Genomic DNA, 16,056 nt, shown 5'->3' with positions numbered 1-16,056 from the left:
TTAAATACCGTTTAAAGCGTTTAGCAGGTAAAAGAATGATATAAAAACACACAAAGAAACCGCTCTAAAGGGAGCGGTTTCTGGCATATATCGGCAGATCTTTTAAATAGACCCGATTATTTTAATGCTGATCTGACAGTTTCAAAGTTTAGCGATGATGAAATCATTCAGGTTCAATTTAGAAACATCGTTTTTAACCAAGGCGTGTTCTTTAGAAGACCCGCTCAATTTCAGGTCTGAATAACCGCTGATATCGGTATAAAGGCTGCCAACTTTTGCATTCACATTTGCTTTAGCTTCATCTTTTAAGAAGATCTGAAGAACGGCTAAATCAAAGTCACCGCGGGTTTTAACCATTGCAGTGTTTGCTGCATCAATTCTCTGCAGGTCTTTTACATATACATAGATCGTACTATTGTCAGTAGAATTGAGGTATAAAGTATATCCTTTTTGAACTATGCTTGTTCCGTTTTCGGCTAACGCATCATAGCTGCTGATGTCTTCTCTGTTTCCTTGTACCAATACTACTTTGGCGTTACCAGTTACAACTACTTTATTGAATTTTACCGGAGCAGTGATGCCCATTGGTGCTTTCTCTTTTGCGAACGTTGTGAAGGCTGAAGAAGTTAAAACGATAGCTGTTAGAGAAGTTGCGATTAGCGTTTTGATGGCAGTTTTCATATCTTTTAATATTTTAAGTTTTTAAAGTTGTTTTGTAGATAAGACGTAGCCAAATGAGAAACGTTTCAGCGATTTATGGCGCTTTAGACCATAACAGTGCACCTCTCGACGAAATGCCCGAACTTCTCGACCAATCGACGAAATTATTTTCGTCGATCCGCTGACAAATCGACCCTAAGCAAAAGTATCAAGAATTGATTCAGGAAAAGCGGATAAAGAAAAAGGCGGTCAACGACCGCCTGAGTAAGTAACATCAGCATACCGGAGCGCTTAGCTCCGGGGAATGATTTAAATTTTCAGGTGCATCTGATTCGACTGCACCTCTTCTCCGAAGAAAATCGAAGCATGCTGATCAAAAGTCCCGCGATCTCCAGAAGTAAAAAACCTGCGGCCCCCTTTCTGACTAATCTGCTCAGCGATCTCCGGATGGTTCTGCAGATACAATTCCAGACTGTTCGCGACAATGTCTGCCTGCCCCAGCAGTTCAATACCTGCAGGCAAAATGGACTGAATTTTAGGAATCAGTAAAGGATAATGTGTGCAAGCCAAAAGAATGCAATCAATATCCGCATCTTTCTCCAGCAGCTGATCCAGGTACTTCTGGACAAAGTAGTCTGCTCCTGGATGTATATGTTCGTTGTTCTCGATCAGCGGCACCCACATCGGGCAAGCCAGCTGTGCCACTTTAATATCTGGAAAAAACTTATTGATCTCCATTGGGTAAGAAAGGGAGTTGACCGTACCACGGGTTCCCATCACACCTACCTTCCTGCGATGGGTATACTGCCCTACCACCTCCGCGGTTGGCCTGATCACTCCAAGCACGCGGTGATTTGGATACTTAACCGGCAGCACCTTTTGCTGAATGCTGCGCAGTGCTTTCGCTGAAGCCGTATTACAAGCAAGGATGACCAGTGGGCATCCCTGCGCAAAGAGCCATTCTACGCATTCTAAAGTATACTGATAAACCGTTTCAAAAGAATGGTCTCCATAAGGAGCGCGGGCATTGTCACCCAGATATATATAATTGTATTGCGGCAGCTGTTTGGCAATGGATTTAAAGACGGTTAAACCACCATATCCAGAATCAAAAACGCCTATCGATTGGTCAATATTCATGGTAAAAAAAAGCGGGATGGAGTTTGATCACCCCATCCCGCAATTTATATATTTTAATTCTAATTATTTCTTTGGTGCTGGAGTTGCAGTGATGCCCAATTTAGCTTTAACAGCAGCAGTGATATCATCACCACCATCCCAGTAAACTAATGCCTGGTTGGCAGTATCGAATACGTAAGCAAAACCTTTTTCTTTAGAAACAGCTTTGATTGCTGCATCAGCTTTCACCTGAATAGGGTTAAACAATTCTGCATTTTTAGCTTCCATTTCTTGCTGTGCTTTAGCTCTTGCATCTTCGATACGTTTTTGAAGATCTTGCAATTCAGCACCCATTGCTTGTAATTCTTTACCAACAGTTTCTTTATTGGCTTCGCTCAATGTTTTTTGTTTAGCTTCAGCAGCTGAAAGTTTACCTTGATATTCAGTAATCATTTTCTCTACGTCAGCTTGTTTAGTTTTACCAAACGCCTCTAATTTAGTTCTGGCATCTTTAACCTCTGGCATAGCTTCAATGATCAATGCCGAGTTCAGATGCGCTAATTTTTGTTGTGCATTTGCTACGTTAGCAGTAAACAATAACCCCGCTGCGATAAAAAATGCGTTAATTGACTTTCTCATTTCTATTTGTCTTAATAAATTGTTTTTACTTGTTTATCTATTTGTGTTGTTAACTTACTTAAGGATCGTACCTGGTTTAAAACCCAGCAATCTGATCACATCATTGCTGACATCGTAGTTGCTGCTGGCATAAATCATCATGGTTGCTTCACTACTTTTATCAAAGATGAAATCCAGTTGTTTGCCTTTTGCCACTTCTGTAATCGTCTTAGTTACCTTGTCCTGAATAGGACCTAACAACTTCGTGCGTTTTTGAAAAAGTTCTCCATCCGGGCCGAAGATTCTACGCTGAAAATCTTTCGCTTCTTTTTCTTTTTCAATAATGTCATTCTCTCTTCTCTTACGCATATCCGCAGTAAGTAATACCTGATCTGCCTGGTAAGCTTTGTACATTTTATCGATCTCCACAAAGTTTTGATCCACTTGTCCTTGCCATTGCTGTGAAGCTACGTTCAGCTCATTCAGTGAAGACTTATACTCTGGAAGGTGCTTCAAGATGTATTCTGTATCTACATAAGCAAACTTTTGTGCAAAAGCTCCCATGCAGGTAAAGCTTAAGAAGCATATTAAAAGGTATTTTTTCATAGCCTATTTTTTATTATTCCAACTCGTTAATTAAATCCACCCATCTGTTGAGCAATACTAAAGGTAAAGGATTGCTTTCCTCCGTTTTCAATTCCAGGAATTTTATCGAAAGGAATACCGTAATCAATACCCAACAATCCAAATATCGGTAAAAATATCTTCGCACCAAAACCTGCGGAGCGTCTAATATTAAAAGGATTGAAATCACCAAACTTGTTCCAGGTATTACCACCCTCAGCAAAAGCTACAAGGAAAGCCGTGGCAGATGAACTTGCAATTACAGGATATCTGATCTCCATTACATATTTAGCGAAGATCGGGCTACCCGACTGCTGCGCGATTTGTACGTTTGCACCATTAGGAATTACCGCAGAGTTCGCATAACCACGCATCGCGATCAGCTCAGATCCTTGCAGGAAGTCGAAACCTTGCATACCGTCACCACCCAGTTTGAAACGCTCGAAGGCTGGATCTCCAACTTCTTTATTGTATGATCCTAAGAAACCAAACTGTGCCTGTGCTTTCACTACGAATTTACCGGCCAGTTTATGGAACCATTGAGATTCAAATTTCCATTTGTGGTACTCTGTGAATTTATAAAATTCTTTATCAGAAGCAGTTTTATAGTTTAACTTGTTCAGCAACGAGTATGGAGGTGTTGCCTGAATTGTAAATTTGAAATATGATCCACCTTGCGGGAAGATAGGATGATCACGTGAATCCCTGCTCAATTCTTGTGCTAAACTGATGTTATAAGCAGTACCGGTACTGAATTTATAACCACCATAATTGTTTAGAATATATTGCTGGAAACTCAAGGCATGGCTCAACTGAAAATAATTGTCTGGCCATTTTAACATCCTACCTAAACTTACAGTAATACCGTTCAATCTGATTCTCTGCTGCTGTCCTAGTGGATCATCTACTTTACGTCCATTAGACTGTAAGGAAGTAAATGCACTTACTCCAAAACTCACTGGTTTTTTACCACCTAACCATGGTTCAGAGAAAGAGAAACTGTAAGACTGGTAGTATTTACCATTCGTTTGTCCACGTAAACTTAGTTTCTGACCATCACCTTTTGGTAAAGGTTTGTAAGCACTTGGATTGAAAAGATTTCTTAAAGAGAAGTTATTGAAGGTAAGTCCTAAAGTACCAATGATGTTACCACCACCAAAACCACCAGACAACTCAATTTGATCAGAAGGTTTTTCTTCCACTGTATATTCAATATCTACGGTTCCATCGGCCGGATTTGGCTTAGGTGTAGGTACTGTTTTAGATTCATCAAAGTTACCTAGCTGGCCGATGTCACGAACCGTACGAATCAATAGATCTTTAGAGAACTTATCACCTGGTTTGGTACGTACAGTACGCAGTACTACTCTATCGTTAGTGATCGTATTTCCTTTCACTGTAATCCGGTTGTTGGTATATTGAGGACCTTCATAGATACGGATTTCCATATCAATGGTATCACCCTTAATTTTTGTCTGAATAGGATCAACGTTGAAAGTTAAGTATCCATCATTCAGGTATAAACTAGAAACATCATCACTATTTGGACTGCCTCTTAGTTTACGTTCTAATTTTTCTTCACTGAATACCTCTCCTTTTTCAATTCCTAAAATACGCTCCAGGTCTTTTCCTGAATACTTCGCATTACCTACCCAGGAGATGTCTCCGAAAAAGTATTTAGGACCTTCAAAAACGTCGATCTTAATCCCGATAGATTTATCGTTATAACGGTAAATACTGTCTTTTAGAATTACCGCATCACGGTAACCTCTGTCCTGGATTTTAGCAATCAGGGTTTTCTTATCCTCGTCGTATTTTTCTTTATTGAATTTACCCGAACCGAAAACTTTATAGAAAGCCTGTTGTTTTGTTTTCTTTAAGAACTTACGCAGTTTCGCATCCGAAAACACTTCATTTCCTGTAAAGTTGATCTCATGAACTTTTACCTTACGGCCTTTGTCTACGATCACTTCCAAAATCACATGGTTCTCCTGATTTGGATCTGGTTTAGTCTTATAGTTTACTGTAGTAAAGAAATAACCTTTCTCCAACAAGTACTTTTTAATGGTACTGGTGGTTGAATTGTATAAGTTCTCGTTGATAATAGATTTCGTAGACTTCGCGTTCAGTTTCTCCAGAATGTCTGTTTTCTGAGATTTACTCACGCCTTGAATATCAAAAGAGGAAAGGCGCGGACGCTCTACCACTTCAATATCAAAGTAAACCGAATCACCTTCGATCTTAGCGATGTCTAATTTTACATCATCAAATAATCCCTGGTCCCAAAGGATTTTAATTGCGTTTGCTGTTGCTTCACCAGGAAGTACAATGCGTTCCCCTTTAATTAATTTAGAAAGGGTAATGATCACGTCTTTATCTAGAAATTTCGTTCCAGTCAGGGTTACATCTGCGATGGTGTATTCCTTGGGATTAAAATAATCCAGATCCAGGCCATTAACTTTTAATGTAGGAGTTGCAGGATTGGACTGAGGACGGATCTGTGCCATTGTTGGTAAACCAATCAATAACAATAGTATGAGTTGATATATTCTTTTCATTTACAATCTAAAAATCGATGCTAAGTTAATTTAAACACATGTTAAAAAGTGTTAAAAGTAAAATTAGTTCAGTTGTTCGCTAATTTTACCGAAGCGGCGTTCGCGTTTTTGGTAGTCTACAATTGCTTCAAAAAGGTCTTCCCTTCTGAAGTCGGGCCAAAGCTTATCGGTAAAATACAGTTCAGTATAAGCCATCTGCCAAAGCAGAAAATTACTCACCCTATGTTCTCCACTGGTTCTGATCATCAGTTCAGGATCAGGAATATCAGTGGTAGTAAGCTGAGTAGAAAACAGTTCTTCATTGATGGCATCGACTTCAATCTCCTGATCTTTAACTTTTTGAGCTATTTTTTTAGCAGCTTCCAGGATTTCCCATTTCGCACTGTAGCTCAAAGCAAGGGTTAGGGTACAACGGGTATTTTTCGCAGTATTGTCCATCGCACTTTTTAGGTCATCGATACACTTTTGAGGAAGTGAGGCAATGTCACCGATGGCATTTAACCGGATGTTATTTTTGTTGAGTGTAGCAGTTTCCTGATTAATGGTAGAGATCAATAATTCCATTAAAGCATTCACTTCTTCAATAGGTCTATTCCAGTTTTCCGTAGAAAATGCATATACAGTCAGATGTTTAATGCCTATATCGGCACAGCCTTCCACAATATCTTTCACAGAGAGTACTCCACTTTCATGGCCGAAATGCCTGAATTTACCTTGATTTTTTGCCCATCTCCCGTTTCCATCCATGATGATAGCGATGTGTTCAGGTAAGCGTGTAACGTCAATTTGTTCTTTAAATCCCATTTATGATTGCAAATATGCTTAAAATGTATAACATTTTTGGGACACAAAGGTATAAGATATGCCAATACCTACAAACATATAAGTATCTCTTTTTCTTAAGTCTCCTCTTTGGGTCCCGTAAAGATTAGTAACTGGTAATGAAGGATCTGCAAGCTGCCTGCGAATCGGGCCTACTTCGGGAGTATCCCCATCTGCAAAGTCAGCCGATGGATACCTGCCACTAACATCATCCAGGTAATCCGTATAAGCCGTCCGGTAGCCGATCTGGGAGAATAAACCCCAATTCTCTTTTAACCTGACTTTAAAGCCAACACCGTAAGGCACTGTCAATGCCACATTACGGTAGGCGTCTTTTTGCCCTTCTGTACGGTAAAAACGAAGCTCATATTCTTTTTCTCCTGGATTTGAAGAAAGATTATACTTCCCTATCGGATTGAACCAAACCCCTCCTATTCCAGCAAATATATAAGGTGTAAAATTTTTAGTCCCCCCGCCTGCAAAATATTCAAAGAAATTGAAATCTACCTGCAGACTGAGTTCATTTAAAGTGCTTTTAAAATTAAGCCTTCTTTGCTGGAATTGCACATTATCAGAATGCAGGTCGTTTTCTTTGATTTTGCCATAGGTGTAATGCAGGCCTAATGTCCAGTAAGGATCAAAATTCACCTTCACATTTGCACCTGCAGACAAGCCACTTATTTTCAGCGGTTTTGACTGATTCAGATCGCCCATATATCCTGCCCCTCCAGCGATCAGGCCAAATTCCAAGTTCTGGGCAAAGGCAGGAGATCCGATGAAAATCAAGGCAAAAAAACAGAAAATCTGAGTTCTGTACTGCATTTTAATAATTTCGGGTATCGATTCCCCAAAGTAGCTTATTTCTCAATGTCTTCAAATAACTTTCCTCATTTAATCTGATCAGATTGACATGAAAAGCTGCTTTAGTCAAGGTGAGTTTCACCGACCTGTCTACGGTGGCAGTTCTGGAATCACAGGAAACCAGGAACTTCGCACTCCTAGCCTCTACTTCAAAAGTAAGCTTTACATCATCAGGGATGATCACAGGCCTTACATTCAGGTTATGCGGAGCAATTGGAGTAATGACAAAATTTTGTGAACTTGGGTAAATGATCGGTCCGCCGCAGCTCAAAGAATAAGCGGTAGAACCTGTAGGTGTGGCAATGATCAAACCATCTGCCCAGTAAGAATTGACAAATTCGTCATTCATATAGGCATGAATAATCATCATCGCCGACTTATCTCTTCTATGGATCGTAATGTCATTTAGGGCGAAATTCTCCTCTCCAAAAAGGTCTAATTTAGAATCCAGATTGATCAGCGTTCTTTTATCCAGCGCATATGCTTTCTGGCGTAAAGCTTCCATCGCAACGCGGATTTCATCTTTGTTGATACTGGCTAAAAAGCCTAACCTGCCGAAGTTGATTCCGATGACTGGAATTCCAGAATCCCGGATTAGAGATAGGGTATCCAGTAATGTACCATCTCCTCCAAGACTGATCAGGACATCTGTCTGATCAACCAGTTCGCTATGGTGACTAAAAGCCACAATACCATCTGGCAGCTTTATTTTATCTTTGATAAAGTCTAGATACTCTTTGTAAACAAGAATGGGTTTCTTAAATTCCCCCAGCACATTGAATACTTCCTGTACGTATGGTAGAACACTATTATTGAACTCTCTACCGTATATTGCAGTTCTCATTTATGGGGTTTATACGTTTAAATAATTCATGAATGAATTATATCTGTCTTCGGTACCATTGTCTGAAATGGTGCTATTAAAAACAGCTTTTACCTGGTAATTATACCGCTCAAAAGAGGCTATAATTCCCGACAACTCAGTTTTATTGATCTTTAATGTCACCTCTAATCTGGTAGAATCGGGAAAAGATTGCACATAAGAAGAAAGGATCTGCGCATTGTCTGCTTCCACAATTTGTGCCATATGGGAAAGGGAGTTATTGCGGTTGCTGATTTCCAGCACAATAATCCCCCCCGGCTCTTTAACTGCATAAATATCAGCGGTATAATCCAACAGATTATTTATGGAAATGAGCCCCAAATAGTTCTTTTTATAGTCCAGCACCGGAATTACTGATAAATGCAGTTGATGAAAAAGCCTAATGATGTCATAGATATGCGCATCTTCATATACAAAAGGGTTTAAAATGGACAAAGACAAACTTCCGATTGCCTGAGTATGGTCCCTAATTTCTATCAGCTCTTCCTCTGCCAGCAATCCCAAAAACTGTGTTTCATTGACAATGGGCAAGTGGTACAACTTGAACTCAGTCATCCGATCCAAAGCTTTCTGAATCGAATCAGAAGTCTTTAGCGGAGGAATTGAATTAGATATGAGTTCAGCTGCAAACATTATTTTATTTTAATAATACTCTATTCAAAAACTTCTCCAAATATTCATTGAAGACTTCCGGACGCTCCATCATCGGTGCATGTCCGCATTTGTCTACCCAGTTTAACTCTGAATTTGGCAATAGTTCATGAAACTCTTCCGCCACTTCGGGAGGGGTGATTTTATCCTGCTTTCCCCAAATTAAGGAAACTGGAATCGTAATTCTTGACAGTTCTTTCGACATATTATGGCGGATGGCAGATTTTGCCAGGGCCAGAATTCTGATTACCCTAGAACGATCGTTCACACTTTTATAAACCTCATCTACCAATTCGTCCGTTGCCGTTGCAGGATCATAAAAGGTAAACTGTACTTTTTCTTTAATATAATCGCGGTTTTCTCTTTTTGGGAAAGAACCACCAAATGCATTTTCATATAAGCCCGAACTTCCGGTCAATACCAGTGCCTTGACGTTTTCCTGGTGCGCAGCAGTAAAGACTAATCCAATATGCCCACCCAATGAATTTCCAATTAAAACAACCTGATTTAGCTTCTTATATTTTAAAAATTTGTGAATATATTTTGATAAACTTTTTACACCTAAAGTAAGTATAGGCAGTTCATAAATTGGCAGAATGGGTACGATAACGTGGTAATTTTCCTTGAAATGATCTATTGCCGGTTCCCAATTGCTCAATTCTCCCATTAAACCATGAAGTAATACCAGGGGTTCTCCTTTTCCAGCCTCAATATATTTAAACCCGTCTTCGTCTATTACTTCGTATTTCATATTTTGTGTTAATAAGGTAATGCTACTAAGTTAGTGCAGTATATTTAAATTAAATGTAATTTAAGACATTAATTTTCGAAAAAAGTTTAAACACATAAAATTCAAGCATAATCTATGCCAATTGGTTTTTAACGATTTCAGCGATCAATTTACCGTCTGCTTTACCCGCTAATTCTTTGTTTGCCAAGCCGATAACTTTACCCATTTCTTTCACCGAAGTTGCACCTGCATCTTTAATGATTTGAGCGATAATGCTTTCTATTTCTGCCTGCTCTAATTGCTTAGGTAAGAACTTGCTGATCACTTCAATCTCTTCTTCTTCAATAATGCTCAAATCTTCACGACCTTGTGTTTTGTAGATATCAGAAGATTCTTTGCGTTGTTTTACTAATTTTTGAAGGATCTTCGCTTCTGCTTCTGCTGTCAATTCCTCTGCCGATCCTTTTTCTGTTCTTGCTAGTAATAATGCTGCTTTAATTGCTCTTAAACCTCGTAATGCAGCCTGATCTTTAGCCAGCATCGCTTTTTTAATTTCCTGATCTATAGTAGTTGATATCATATCTTTTGAATTGAAATTTTAATCTCTTTTAATAATGGTACCCGATGCCTGTGCAGTTGGCATAATCAGCATGTCGTTGATATTGACATGCGCCGGTCTGCTCACCGCAAACCAAATCGCATCCGCAATATCATTGGCCACTAAAGGCTCCAGCCCATCGTATACTTTTTTAGCGCGGCCTTCATCACCTTTAAAACGAACTTTGGAGAACTCCGTTTCTACCATTCCAGGATTGATGGCAGTTACTTTAATCCCATGGGGCAGCAAATCAATGCGCATCCCTTTATTCAGAGCATCTACTGCATGTTTTGTGGCACAATATACGTTTCCATTTGGATATACCTCTTGTCCGGCAATTGAACCAATATTGATAATGTGTCCCGATTTTCGGGCAATCATCCAGTTAGACACTATTTTAGTAACATAAAGCAAGCCTTTTACATTCGTATCGATCATGGTGTCCCAATCAGAAATGTTACCTTTATCGATCGGATCAAGCCCCTGACTTAGGCCTGCATTATTAACCAGCACATCTACCTGTTTCCATGCCGCTGGCAAAGTTTCCAATACATAAGAAAGGTCGTCATGAATTCTGACATCTGCTACCAAAGTTTTGCTCTCAATTGCATATTTCTCTTCCAAACGTCTGGCCGCTTCTTTTAACAATTCTTCTCTTCGGGCAACAAGGATCAAATGATAACCTTGTGCAGCGAATAACTCCGCACAAGCAGCGCCGATTCCTGAAGTTGCTCCTGTAATTAATGCAATTTTCATTGTAATATTGTTTTTTTAATGCTAATTATCAAAAATGTTTCTCGTTTTTATATCGGTTAGTGCTGTTCAATTCGGATGTTCTTTTTGGTAGGCTTTGTTTCTTATTGCCGATATTATGCGATTAACCAGCTAGTAGTATGAACAAAACTAAAAAAAATATGACAAATCACTCAAAAAACAAACTGAAGGTTACATGACGCAGCATCAACTTATCGATTGGATTGGAAAACGCGTGTAATGCTTCCCTCTTCATGACATTATCAAGAGAATAAGATAGCTTTAGTTCCGGAGACATTTTGAAGTATTCAAAATACAAGTCCATTCCTAAACCTGCTTCATAGGAAAGATAGTTTCTTTTATTATTCAGGAACATTTCCATCGGATCTGTCACCTTGGTATTGTCGCTCTTTTTCTTGGAGGAGATGTCTGCAGAATATTTAATGCCACCAATCATGTAAGCCCGGAAATTATTCCTTCTGTTCGACTTAATTTTCAGTCCTAAAGGAAATTCCACTAGGGTAGATTGTACCTTCTTTTCTACCTCTAGAAATTCCTGGCCGAGCGTGATTGGAACATTTTCAAAGCGATAAGTCAATATCCGGTCGTTAAATACCAGTACAGGGGTTAAACGAAGGTCTACATTTTCCAATAGTTTTTGATTGACTACAAAACCGATTCCGAATCCAGGAGAAGACTTTGCCGCGATAGCACTCAATCCCCTTGGCACATGACTCGGCAAGTCAGTGATATAGCCTGGGCTTTCCTTCCAATCCGCCTTCTTTAACACCTTATACTCCGAAGTGAGGTATTGAAAAGTAAATCCAAAGTGAAGATCCGTATCATCTATTCCTCCGCCCCAATTCTGCGCTTTTCCTGTAGAAACGCCCAGCAACAAAAGTGAAAAAAGGAATAGTTTTATTTTCATCTGGATTCTTTAATTGGAATATCGTGATTTTCTTCCGCAGAACGTAGCTTCCTTTACAGAATTATTTTATCCCGGTATAAATTGCACATACGCCAAATGTCAGCCTGTTGTCTTTCGCTTCTTTGAAACCAACTTTAGTCATCATTTGATTAAAAGCATCACCATCCGGGAATGCCGCTACAGATTCCGGTAAATACGTATACGCTTTGTTATCCTTTGAAAAGATCTTTCCAAGCGTTGGCGTAATGTGGTTGAAGTAGAAGTTATAGCCCTGTTTAATCGGGAACTTCCTTGGTTTTGAAAATTCAAGAATCACAATTTTACCCCCTGGTTTCAATACCCGGTACATATCTGCTAACCCTTTTTCTAAATTTTCATAATTTCTTACCCCAAATGCGACGGTAACCGCATCAAAATGATTGTCGTCGAAATGTAAACCTTCAGAATCGCCCATTTGTACAGAAAAAATACTGCCCAAATTGCGCTCTTTTATCTTTTTTCTGGCTACTTCCAGCATTCCATCAGAAATATCTACCCCAATTACTTTCTCTGGTTTCAAAATTTTTATAGCCTCAAAAGCAAAATCTCCGGTACCTGTTGCGACATCAAGAATCAAGCGCGGTTGTAATTCCTTTAGCTCAGCAATCGCCTTTTTACGCCATAGAATGTCAATTCCGAGCGACATGAAGTGATTTAAAAAATCATAAGTTTGAGATATGTTATCAAACATAGAGGCTACTTGTTCCTTTTTAGTAGCGGTTGCAGACTGGTATGGTGTAATCTTTTCGTTCATGGTATGCTGCAAAGATAAGTATTGTTGAAAACTAATTTTCTACCTTTGTCAAATGATTATAAAATCAGCAACATTTATTTGTAGTAATACAAAGGTTTCAGCTTTGCCTGTGGCCAATATGCCCGAATACGCATTTATCGGACGTTCCAACGTAGGAAAGTCTTCATTGATCAATATGCTGGTGAATCAGCATGGTTTAGCAAAAACATCTCAAAAGCCGGGTAAAACCCAGCTGATTAACCATTTCCTCATCAATGATAAATGGTATATTGTAGATTTACCAGGGTATGGTTATGCCAAAGTTTCGAAGAACAGCAGAGAAAGTTGGGAGAAATTTATCCGTTATTACATCACCAGAAGAGAAAGTCTGCAATGCGTTTTCGTACTTATAGACAGTAGATTGGAGCCACAAAAAATCGACCTTGAGTTTTGCTGCTGGATGGGAGAAATCCAGATTCCTTTCGTTTTGGCTTTCACTAAGGCAGATAAACAATCGGCAACGAAAACCGACAAGAACATTGCGGCCTTTAAGAAAGCATTAGGTGGATGGTTCGAAGAAATCCCTCCATGTTTTGTGACTTCTGCGGAGAAACAACAAGGCAGAGAAGAAATCCTGGACTTCATTGAACAGACAAATCTTGACTTCGCCATGCCAATTTTAACCCCTCAGGAAGACTAAACAGGCATTGCGGATATGAAAAAATATTTTTCACTGGTCCTGTTTGCCCACTCCGTTTTTGCATTACCCTTTGCAATGATTGGATTCTTTTTAGGCGTAACAACGACCACCAGTCCTTTTAAATGGACTTTATTGGTAATGGTATTGCTGTGTATGGTCTTTGCCCGCAATGCGGCAATGGCCTTTAACAGGTACCTGGACAGAAATATCGATGCCAAAAACCCACGCACGCAAATGCGTGATATTCCGGCAGGAAGGGTTTCCGCGAATGAAGCGTTGATTTTTGTGATCGTCAACTGTATCTTATTTATGGTGACGACCATTTTTATCAATCCGCTCTGCTTTTACCTATCCCCGGTAGCCCTGTTTGTAGTGTTATTTTATAGCTATACCAAAAGATTTACTGCGCTTTGTCACATGGTACTCGGTTTAGGGCTTGCCCTTGCACCTATTGGTGCTTACATCGCCGTTACCGGACAGTTTGCCATTATTCCAGTACTTTATTCTTTCGCCGTGCTCTTCTGGGTAAGTGGTTTCGACATCATTTATGCCTTGCAGGACGAAGGTTTTGATCGCGATGAAAAACTGCATTCTATTCCCGCAGCATTGGGAATTAAAAATGCCTTGAAACTTTCAGAAATACTTCATGTATTTTCAGCATTGTGTGTCATTGTACCTATTATTTTGGCGCCGGATAATTTTAGCTGGTTCTATTACCTGGGTGTTGCCTTTTTCTGCTCGATGCTAATCTATCAGCACCTGCTGGTTAAGCCAAATGACATCAGCAAAGTAGACAGGGCCTTTATGACCACCAACGGTTTTGCTTCTGTAATTTTTGCTGCTTGCTTCCTGTTAGATACCTTAATGAGGATGCTGTTCTATTAACAAGCGCATAGTGTAGTCAGCATCTTTTAGAAAAGCCTTTTTCGAGCCCTGTTCGAAAAAGGCTTTTTACGTTAAGCCGTATTTTAATTGTCAGATTCATCAGCCTCTGCCCCGCGTTCATTATATTTGCCTTAGTAATTTAAAAAAAGCTATGATCAATCTTAATATACCGGTAAAGCAAAGGGCTTATATCCCGCAACAATTGGAAATGAAATGGGACAATTTATCCCCTATTTTACAAGATTTGCTGGAGCGTCCAATTGCTGATGTTCAAGAACTTGAAAAATGGCTTAAAGACAAAAGTGAGCTGGAAGCAGCCTTAGAGGAAGATTTTGCCTGGAGATATATCCGCATGAGCTGTGATACAGCAAATGAAAAGCTAGTCGAAGATTTTCAATATTTCGCTACGGAAATTGAACCAAAGATCTCCCCTATTGCCAATCAATTAAATCAAAAATTTAACGACAGTCCATTTATCGATGAACTGGATCAGGAGAAATATTTCGTCTACATCAGAGCGATTAGAAAAGCAATTGAAATCTATCGCGAAGAGAATGTGGAATTGCTGACTAAGCTTCAAGTGGCTCAGCAACGTTACCAAGGCATTACTGGTGCAATGAGCGTCGAAATGAATGGCCAGGAATACACTTTGGAACAAGCTTCAAACTTCATTAAAGATACCGACAGGGCGGTCAGACAGCAAGCCTGGGAAACTATTCAGCAACGCCGTTTGGTAGACAAAGACGATCTTAACATCCTTTTTGACGAGTTGTTGGTGATGCGTCATCAGGTAGCCTTAAATGCAGGTTTTGAAAACTACAGGGATTATATGTTCCAGGCCCTGGGGAGATTTGATTATACCCCTCAGGATTGTTATCATTTCCATGAAGCCATAGAAAAGCAAGTGGTGCCTATCCTGAAAGAACAAGCGCAGAAACGTGCAGATGCTTTGGGATTAACTACGCTAAAACCTTGGGATATGGAAGTGAGTCCGACTGGCAAGCCTGCTTTAAAACCTTTCAAAAATGGAGAAGAACTGATTGATAAAAGCATCGAATGTTTCAATGCTATTGATCCCAAGTTAGGTCAGATGCTGGCTACGATGAAGGCGAATAACCTATTTGATGTAGAAAGCAGAAAAGGAAAAGCACCTGGAGGATACAACTATCCATTAGCAGAAACTGGTGCCCCATTTATTTTCATGAATTCTGCAGGTTCACTAAGAGATCTGACAACAATGGTTCATGAGGGCGGCCATGCGATCCATACATTTATGACTGCAAACCTGGAGCTGAACGACTTTAAACATTGTCCTTCTGAAGTAGCAGAATTAGCTTCCATGAGTATGGAGTTGATTTCTATGGATTATTGGGATGTTTATTTCGACAAGGAAGAAGATTTAATACGTGCTAAAAAAGAACAGTTGGCGGATGTGCTGAAAACCCTTCCATGGGTAGCGGTAATCGATCAGTTCCAACACTGGATCTATACCAATCCCGGTCATAATGCTGCCGATAGAGAGGAGACTTTCAAACAAATTTATGCGCGTTTCGGTGCAGGTTTTGCAGATTGGGAAGGCCAGGAGACTGAATTTGGCAACCTATGGCAAAAGCAATTACACTTATTTGAAGTTCCTTTTTACTATATAGAATATGCGATTGCGCAATTAGGTGCCATTGCGATCTGGAAAAATTACAAGGAAAATCCGCAAAAAGCATTGGAGCAATACCTTGCCGCATTGTCCTTGGGTTATACCAAACCGATCAATGAAATTTATGAAACAGCAGGCATTAAATTCGACTTTAGTCTGAGTTATATTGAGGAACTGGCTTCCTTCGTAAAGGACGAATTACAAAAATTAGGTTAATTCTTTAGAAGTAATTTATAAGTTTGA

17 protein-coding genes are annotated in these 16,056 nt (G+C 39.6%); 3 read left to right on the top strand and 14 right to left on the bottom strand.

From position 1 onward, the window contains the following. Positions 1-141: 141 nt before the first annotated feature. The 14 genes from H9X96_RS16660 to ubiE all read right to left on the bottom strand — a co-directional run bounded on the left by H9X96_RS16660 (position 142) and on the right by ubiE (position 12,598). Positions 142-681: a GIN domain-containing protein gene (locus H9X96_RS16660; protein ID WP_187667372.1), complete on the bottom strand. Its 540-nt coding sequence runs from the start codon at positions 679-681 to the stop codon at positions 142-144. 288 nt (positions 682-969) lie between these two features. Next, the gene (gene murI, locus H9X96_RS16655; RefSeq protein WP_187667371.1) at positions 970-1,800 is read right to left on the bottom strand and encodes a glutamate racemase; all 831 of its coding nucleotides are present in this window, start codon (positions 1,798-1,800) and stop codon (positions 970-972) included. A gap of 63 nt (positions 1,801-1,863) precedes the next feature. After that, positions 1,864-2,418 (bottom strand): OmpH family outer membrane protein, encoded by a 555-nt coding sequence (locus H9X96_RS16650; protein WP_187667370.1) that lies wholly within the window; start codon positions 2,416-2,418, stop codon positions 1,864-1,866. 54 nt (positions 2,419-2,472) lie between these two features. After that, entirely contained in the window at positions 2,473-3,003 is a 531-nt protein-coding gene (locus H9X96_RS16645; RefSeq protein WP_062550243.1) for an OmpH family outer membrane protein, read from the bottom strand. Between the two features lie 26 nt (positions 3,004-3,029). Continuing rightward, positions 3,030-5,579, bottom strand: coding sequence for an outer membrane protein assembly factor BamA (bamA, locus tag H9X96_RS16640; RefSeq protein ID WP_370576750.1), 2,550 nt, complete (start codon positions 5,577-5,579; stop codon positions 3,030-3,032). Positions 5,580-5,642: 63 nt separating this feature from the next. Beyond that, positions 5,643-6,383 (bottom strand): isoprenyl transferase, encoded by a 741-nt coding sequence (locus tag H9X96_RS16635; RefSeq protein ID WP_187667369.1) that lies wholly within the window; start codon positions 6,381-6,383, stop codon positions 5,643-5,645. Positions 6,384-6,401: 18 nt separating this feature from the next. Further along, positions 6,402-7,223, bottom strand: a complete 822-nt coding sequence (locus H9X96_RS16630) for a DUF6089 family protein (RefSeq protein ID WP_187667368.1) — start codon at positions 7,221-7,223, stop codon at positions 6,402-6,404. Position 7,224: 1 nt separating this feature from the next. Further along, positions 7,225-8,106 carry an NAD kinase gene (locus H9X96_RS16625; RefSeq protein ID WP_187667367.1) on the bottom strand — a complete coding sequence of 294 codons (882 nt, stop codon included), beginning with the start codon at positions 8,104-8,106 and terminating at the stop codon, positions 7,225-7,227. A 9-nt stretch (positions 8,107-8,115) separates the two neighbouring features. Beyond that, positions 8,116-8,778: a CBS domain-containing protein gene (locus tag H9X96_RS16620; RefSeq protein WP_187667366.1), complete on the bottom strand. Its 663-nt coding sequence runs from the start codon at positions 8,776-8,778 to the stop codon at positions 8,116-8,118. 4 nt (positions 8,779-8,782) lie between these two features. Beyond that, positions 8,783-9,547, bottom strand: a complete 765-nt coding sequence (locus tag H9X96_RS16615; RefSeq protein ID WP_187667365.1) for an alpha/beta fold hydrolase — start codon at positions 9,545-9,547, stop codon at positions 8,783-8,785. Positions 9,548-9,659: 112 nt separating this feature from the next. After that, entirely contained in the window at positions 9,660-10,106 is a 447-nt protein-coding gene (locus tag H9X96_RS16610; protein ID WP_187667364.1) for a GatB/YqeY domain-containing protein, read from the bottom strand. A gap of 18 nt (positions 10,107-10,124) precedes the next feature. After that, positions 10,125-10,880, bottom strand: coding sequence for an SDR family NAD(P)-dependent oxidoreductase (locus H9X96_RS16605; protein WP_187667363.1), 756 nt, complete (start codon positions 10,878-10,880; stop codon positions 10,125-10,127). 166 nt (positions 10,881-11,046) lie between these two features. Next, complete coding sequence (locus tag H9X96_RS16600; protein WP_187667362.1) at positions 11,047-11,805, bottom strand: outer membrane beta-barrel protein; 759 nt, start codon at positions 11,803-11,805, stop codon at positions 11,047-11,049. 61 nt (positions 11,806-11,866) lie between these two features. Next, a complete protein-coding gene (gene ubiE, locus H9X96_RS16595; RefSeq protein WP_187667361.1) occupies positions 11,867-12,598 on the bottom strand; it encodes a bifunctional demethylmenaquinone methyltransferase/2-methoxy-6-polyprenyl-1,4-benzoquinol methylase UbiE in 732 nt (243 codons plus the stop codon). A 52-nt stretch (positions 12,599-12,650) separates the two neighbouring features. Between ubiE and yihA the strand changes: the two genes are divergently transcribed. The 3 genes from yihA to H9X96_RS16580 all read left to right on the top strand — a co-directional run bounded on the left by yihA (position 12,651) and on the right by H9X96_RS16580 (position 16,029). Further along, entirely contained in the window at positions 12,651-13,277 is a 627-nt protein-coding gene (gene yihA / locus H9X96_RS16590; RefSeq protein WP_187667360.1) for a ribosome biogenesis GTP-binding protein YihA/YsxC, read from the top strand. A gap of 15 nt (positions 13,278-13,292) precedes the next feature. Next, a complete protein-coding gene (locus tag H9X96_RS16585; protein WP_187667359.1) occupies positions 13,293-14,162 on the top strand; it encodes a UbiA-like polyprenyltransferase in 870 nt (289 codons plus the stop codon). A 151-nt stretch (positions 14,163-14,313) separates the two neighbouring features. Further along, positions 14,314-16,029, top strand: coding sequence for a M3 family oligoendopeptidase (locus tag H9X96_RS16580; protein WP_187667358.1), 1,716 nt, complete (start codon positions 14,314-14,316; stop codon positions 16,027-16,029). The last annotated feature ends 27 nt before the right edge of the window (positions 16,030-16,056 follow it).

It is taken from the genome of Pedobacter sp. N36a (genome assembly GCF_014472395.1).
Taxonomy (GTDB): Bacteria; Bacteroidota; Bacteroidia; order Sphingobacteriales; family Sphingobacteriaceae; genus Pedobacter.
The sequence above is the reverse complement of the archived record's forward strand: the minus strand, read 5'-3'. Positions and strand labels throughout refer to the sequence as shown.

Excerpts from the sequence above, each read along its gene's own strand:
- murI (WP_187667371.1), bottom strand. The coding sequence starts at position 1,800 with ATGAATATTGACCAATCGATAGGCGTTTTTGATTCTGGATATGGTGGT.
- H9X96_RS16580 (WP_187667358.1), top strand. The coding sequence starts at position 14,314 with ATGATCAATCTTAATATACCGGTAAAGCAAAGGGCTTATATCCCGCAA.
- yihA (WP_187667360.1), top strand. The coding sequence starts at position 12,651 with ATGATTATAAAATCAGCAACATTTATTTGTAGTAATACAAAGGTTTCA.
- H9X96_RS16600 (WP_187667362.1), bottom strand. The coding sequence starts at position 11,805 with ATGAAAATAAAACTATTCCTTTTTTCACTTTTGTTGCTGGGCGTTTCT.
- H9X96_RS16645 (WP_062550243.1), bottom strand. The coding sequence starts at position 3,003 with ATGAAAAAATACCTTTTAATATGCTTCTTAAGCTTTACCTGCATGGGA.
- H9X96_RS16585 (WP_187667359.1), top strand. The coding sequence starts at position 13,293 with ATGAAAAAATATTTTTCACTGGTCCTGTTTGCCCACTCCGTTTTTGCA.
- ubiE (WP_187667361.1), bottom strand. The coding sequence starts at position 12,598 with ATGAACGAAAAGATTACACCATACCAGTCTGCAACCGCTACTAAAAAG.
- H9X96_RS16635 (WP_187667369.1), bottom strand. The coding sequence starts at position 6,383 with ATGGGATTTAAAGAACAAATTGACGTTACACGCTTACCTGAACACATC.
- H9X96_RS16660 (WP_187667372.1), bottom strand. The coding sequence starts at position 681 with ATGAAAACTGCCATCAAAACGCTAATCGCAACTTCTCTAACAGCTATC.
- H9X96_RS16620 (WP_187667366.1), bottom strand. The coding sequence starts at position 8,778 with ATGTTTGCAGCTGAACTCATATCTAATTCAATTCCTCCGCTAAAGACT.
- H9X96_RS16625 (WP_187667367.1), bottom strand. The coding sequence starts at position 8,106 with ATGAGAACTGCAATATACGGTAGAGAGTTCAATAATAGTGTTCTACCA.
- H9X96_RS16630 (WP_187667368.1), bottom strand. The coding sequence starts at position 7,223 with ATGCAGTACAGAACTCAGATTTTCTGTTTTTTTGCCTTGATTTTCATC.
- bamA (WP_370576750.1), bottom strand. The coding sequence starts at position 5,579 with ATGAAAAGAATATATCAACTCATACTATTGTTATTGATTGGTTTACCA.
- H9X96_RS16605 (WP_187667363.1), bottom strand. The coding sequence starts at position 10,880 with ATGAAAATTGCATTAATTACAGGAGCAACTTCAGGAATCGGCGCTGCT.
- H9X96_RS16610 (WP_187667364.1), bottom strand. The coding sequence starts at position 10,106 with ATGATATCAACTACTATAGATCAGGAAATTAAAAAAGCGATGCTGGCT.
- H9X96_RS16650 (WP_187667370.1), bottom strand. The coding sequence starts at position 2,418 with ATGAGAAAGTCAATTAACGCATTTTTTATCGCAGCGGGGTTATTGTTT.
- H9X96_RS16615 (WP_187667365.1), bottom strand. The coding sequence starts at position 9,547 with ATGAAATACGAAGTAATAGACGAAGACGGGTTTAAATATATTGAGGCT.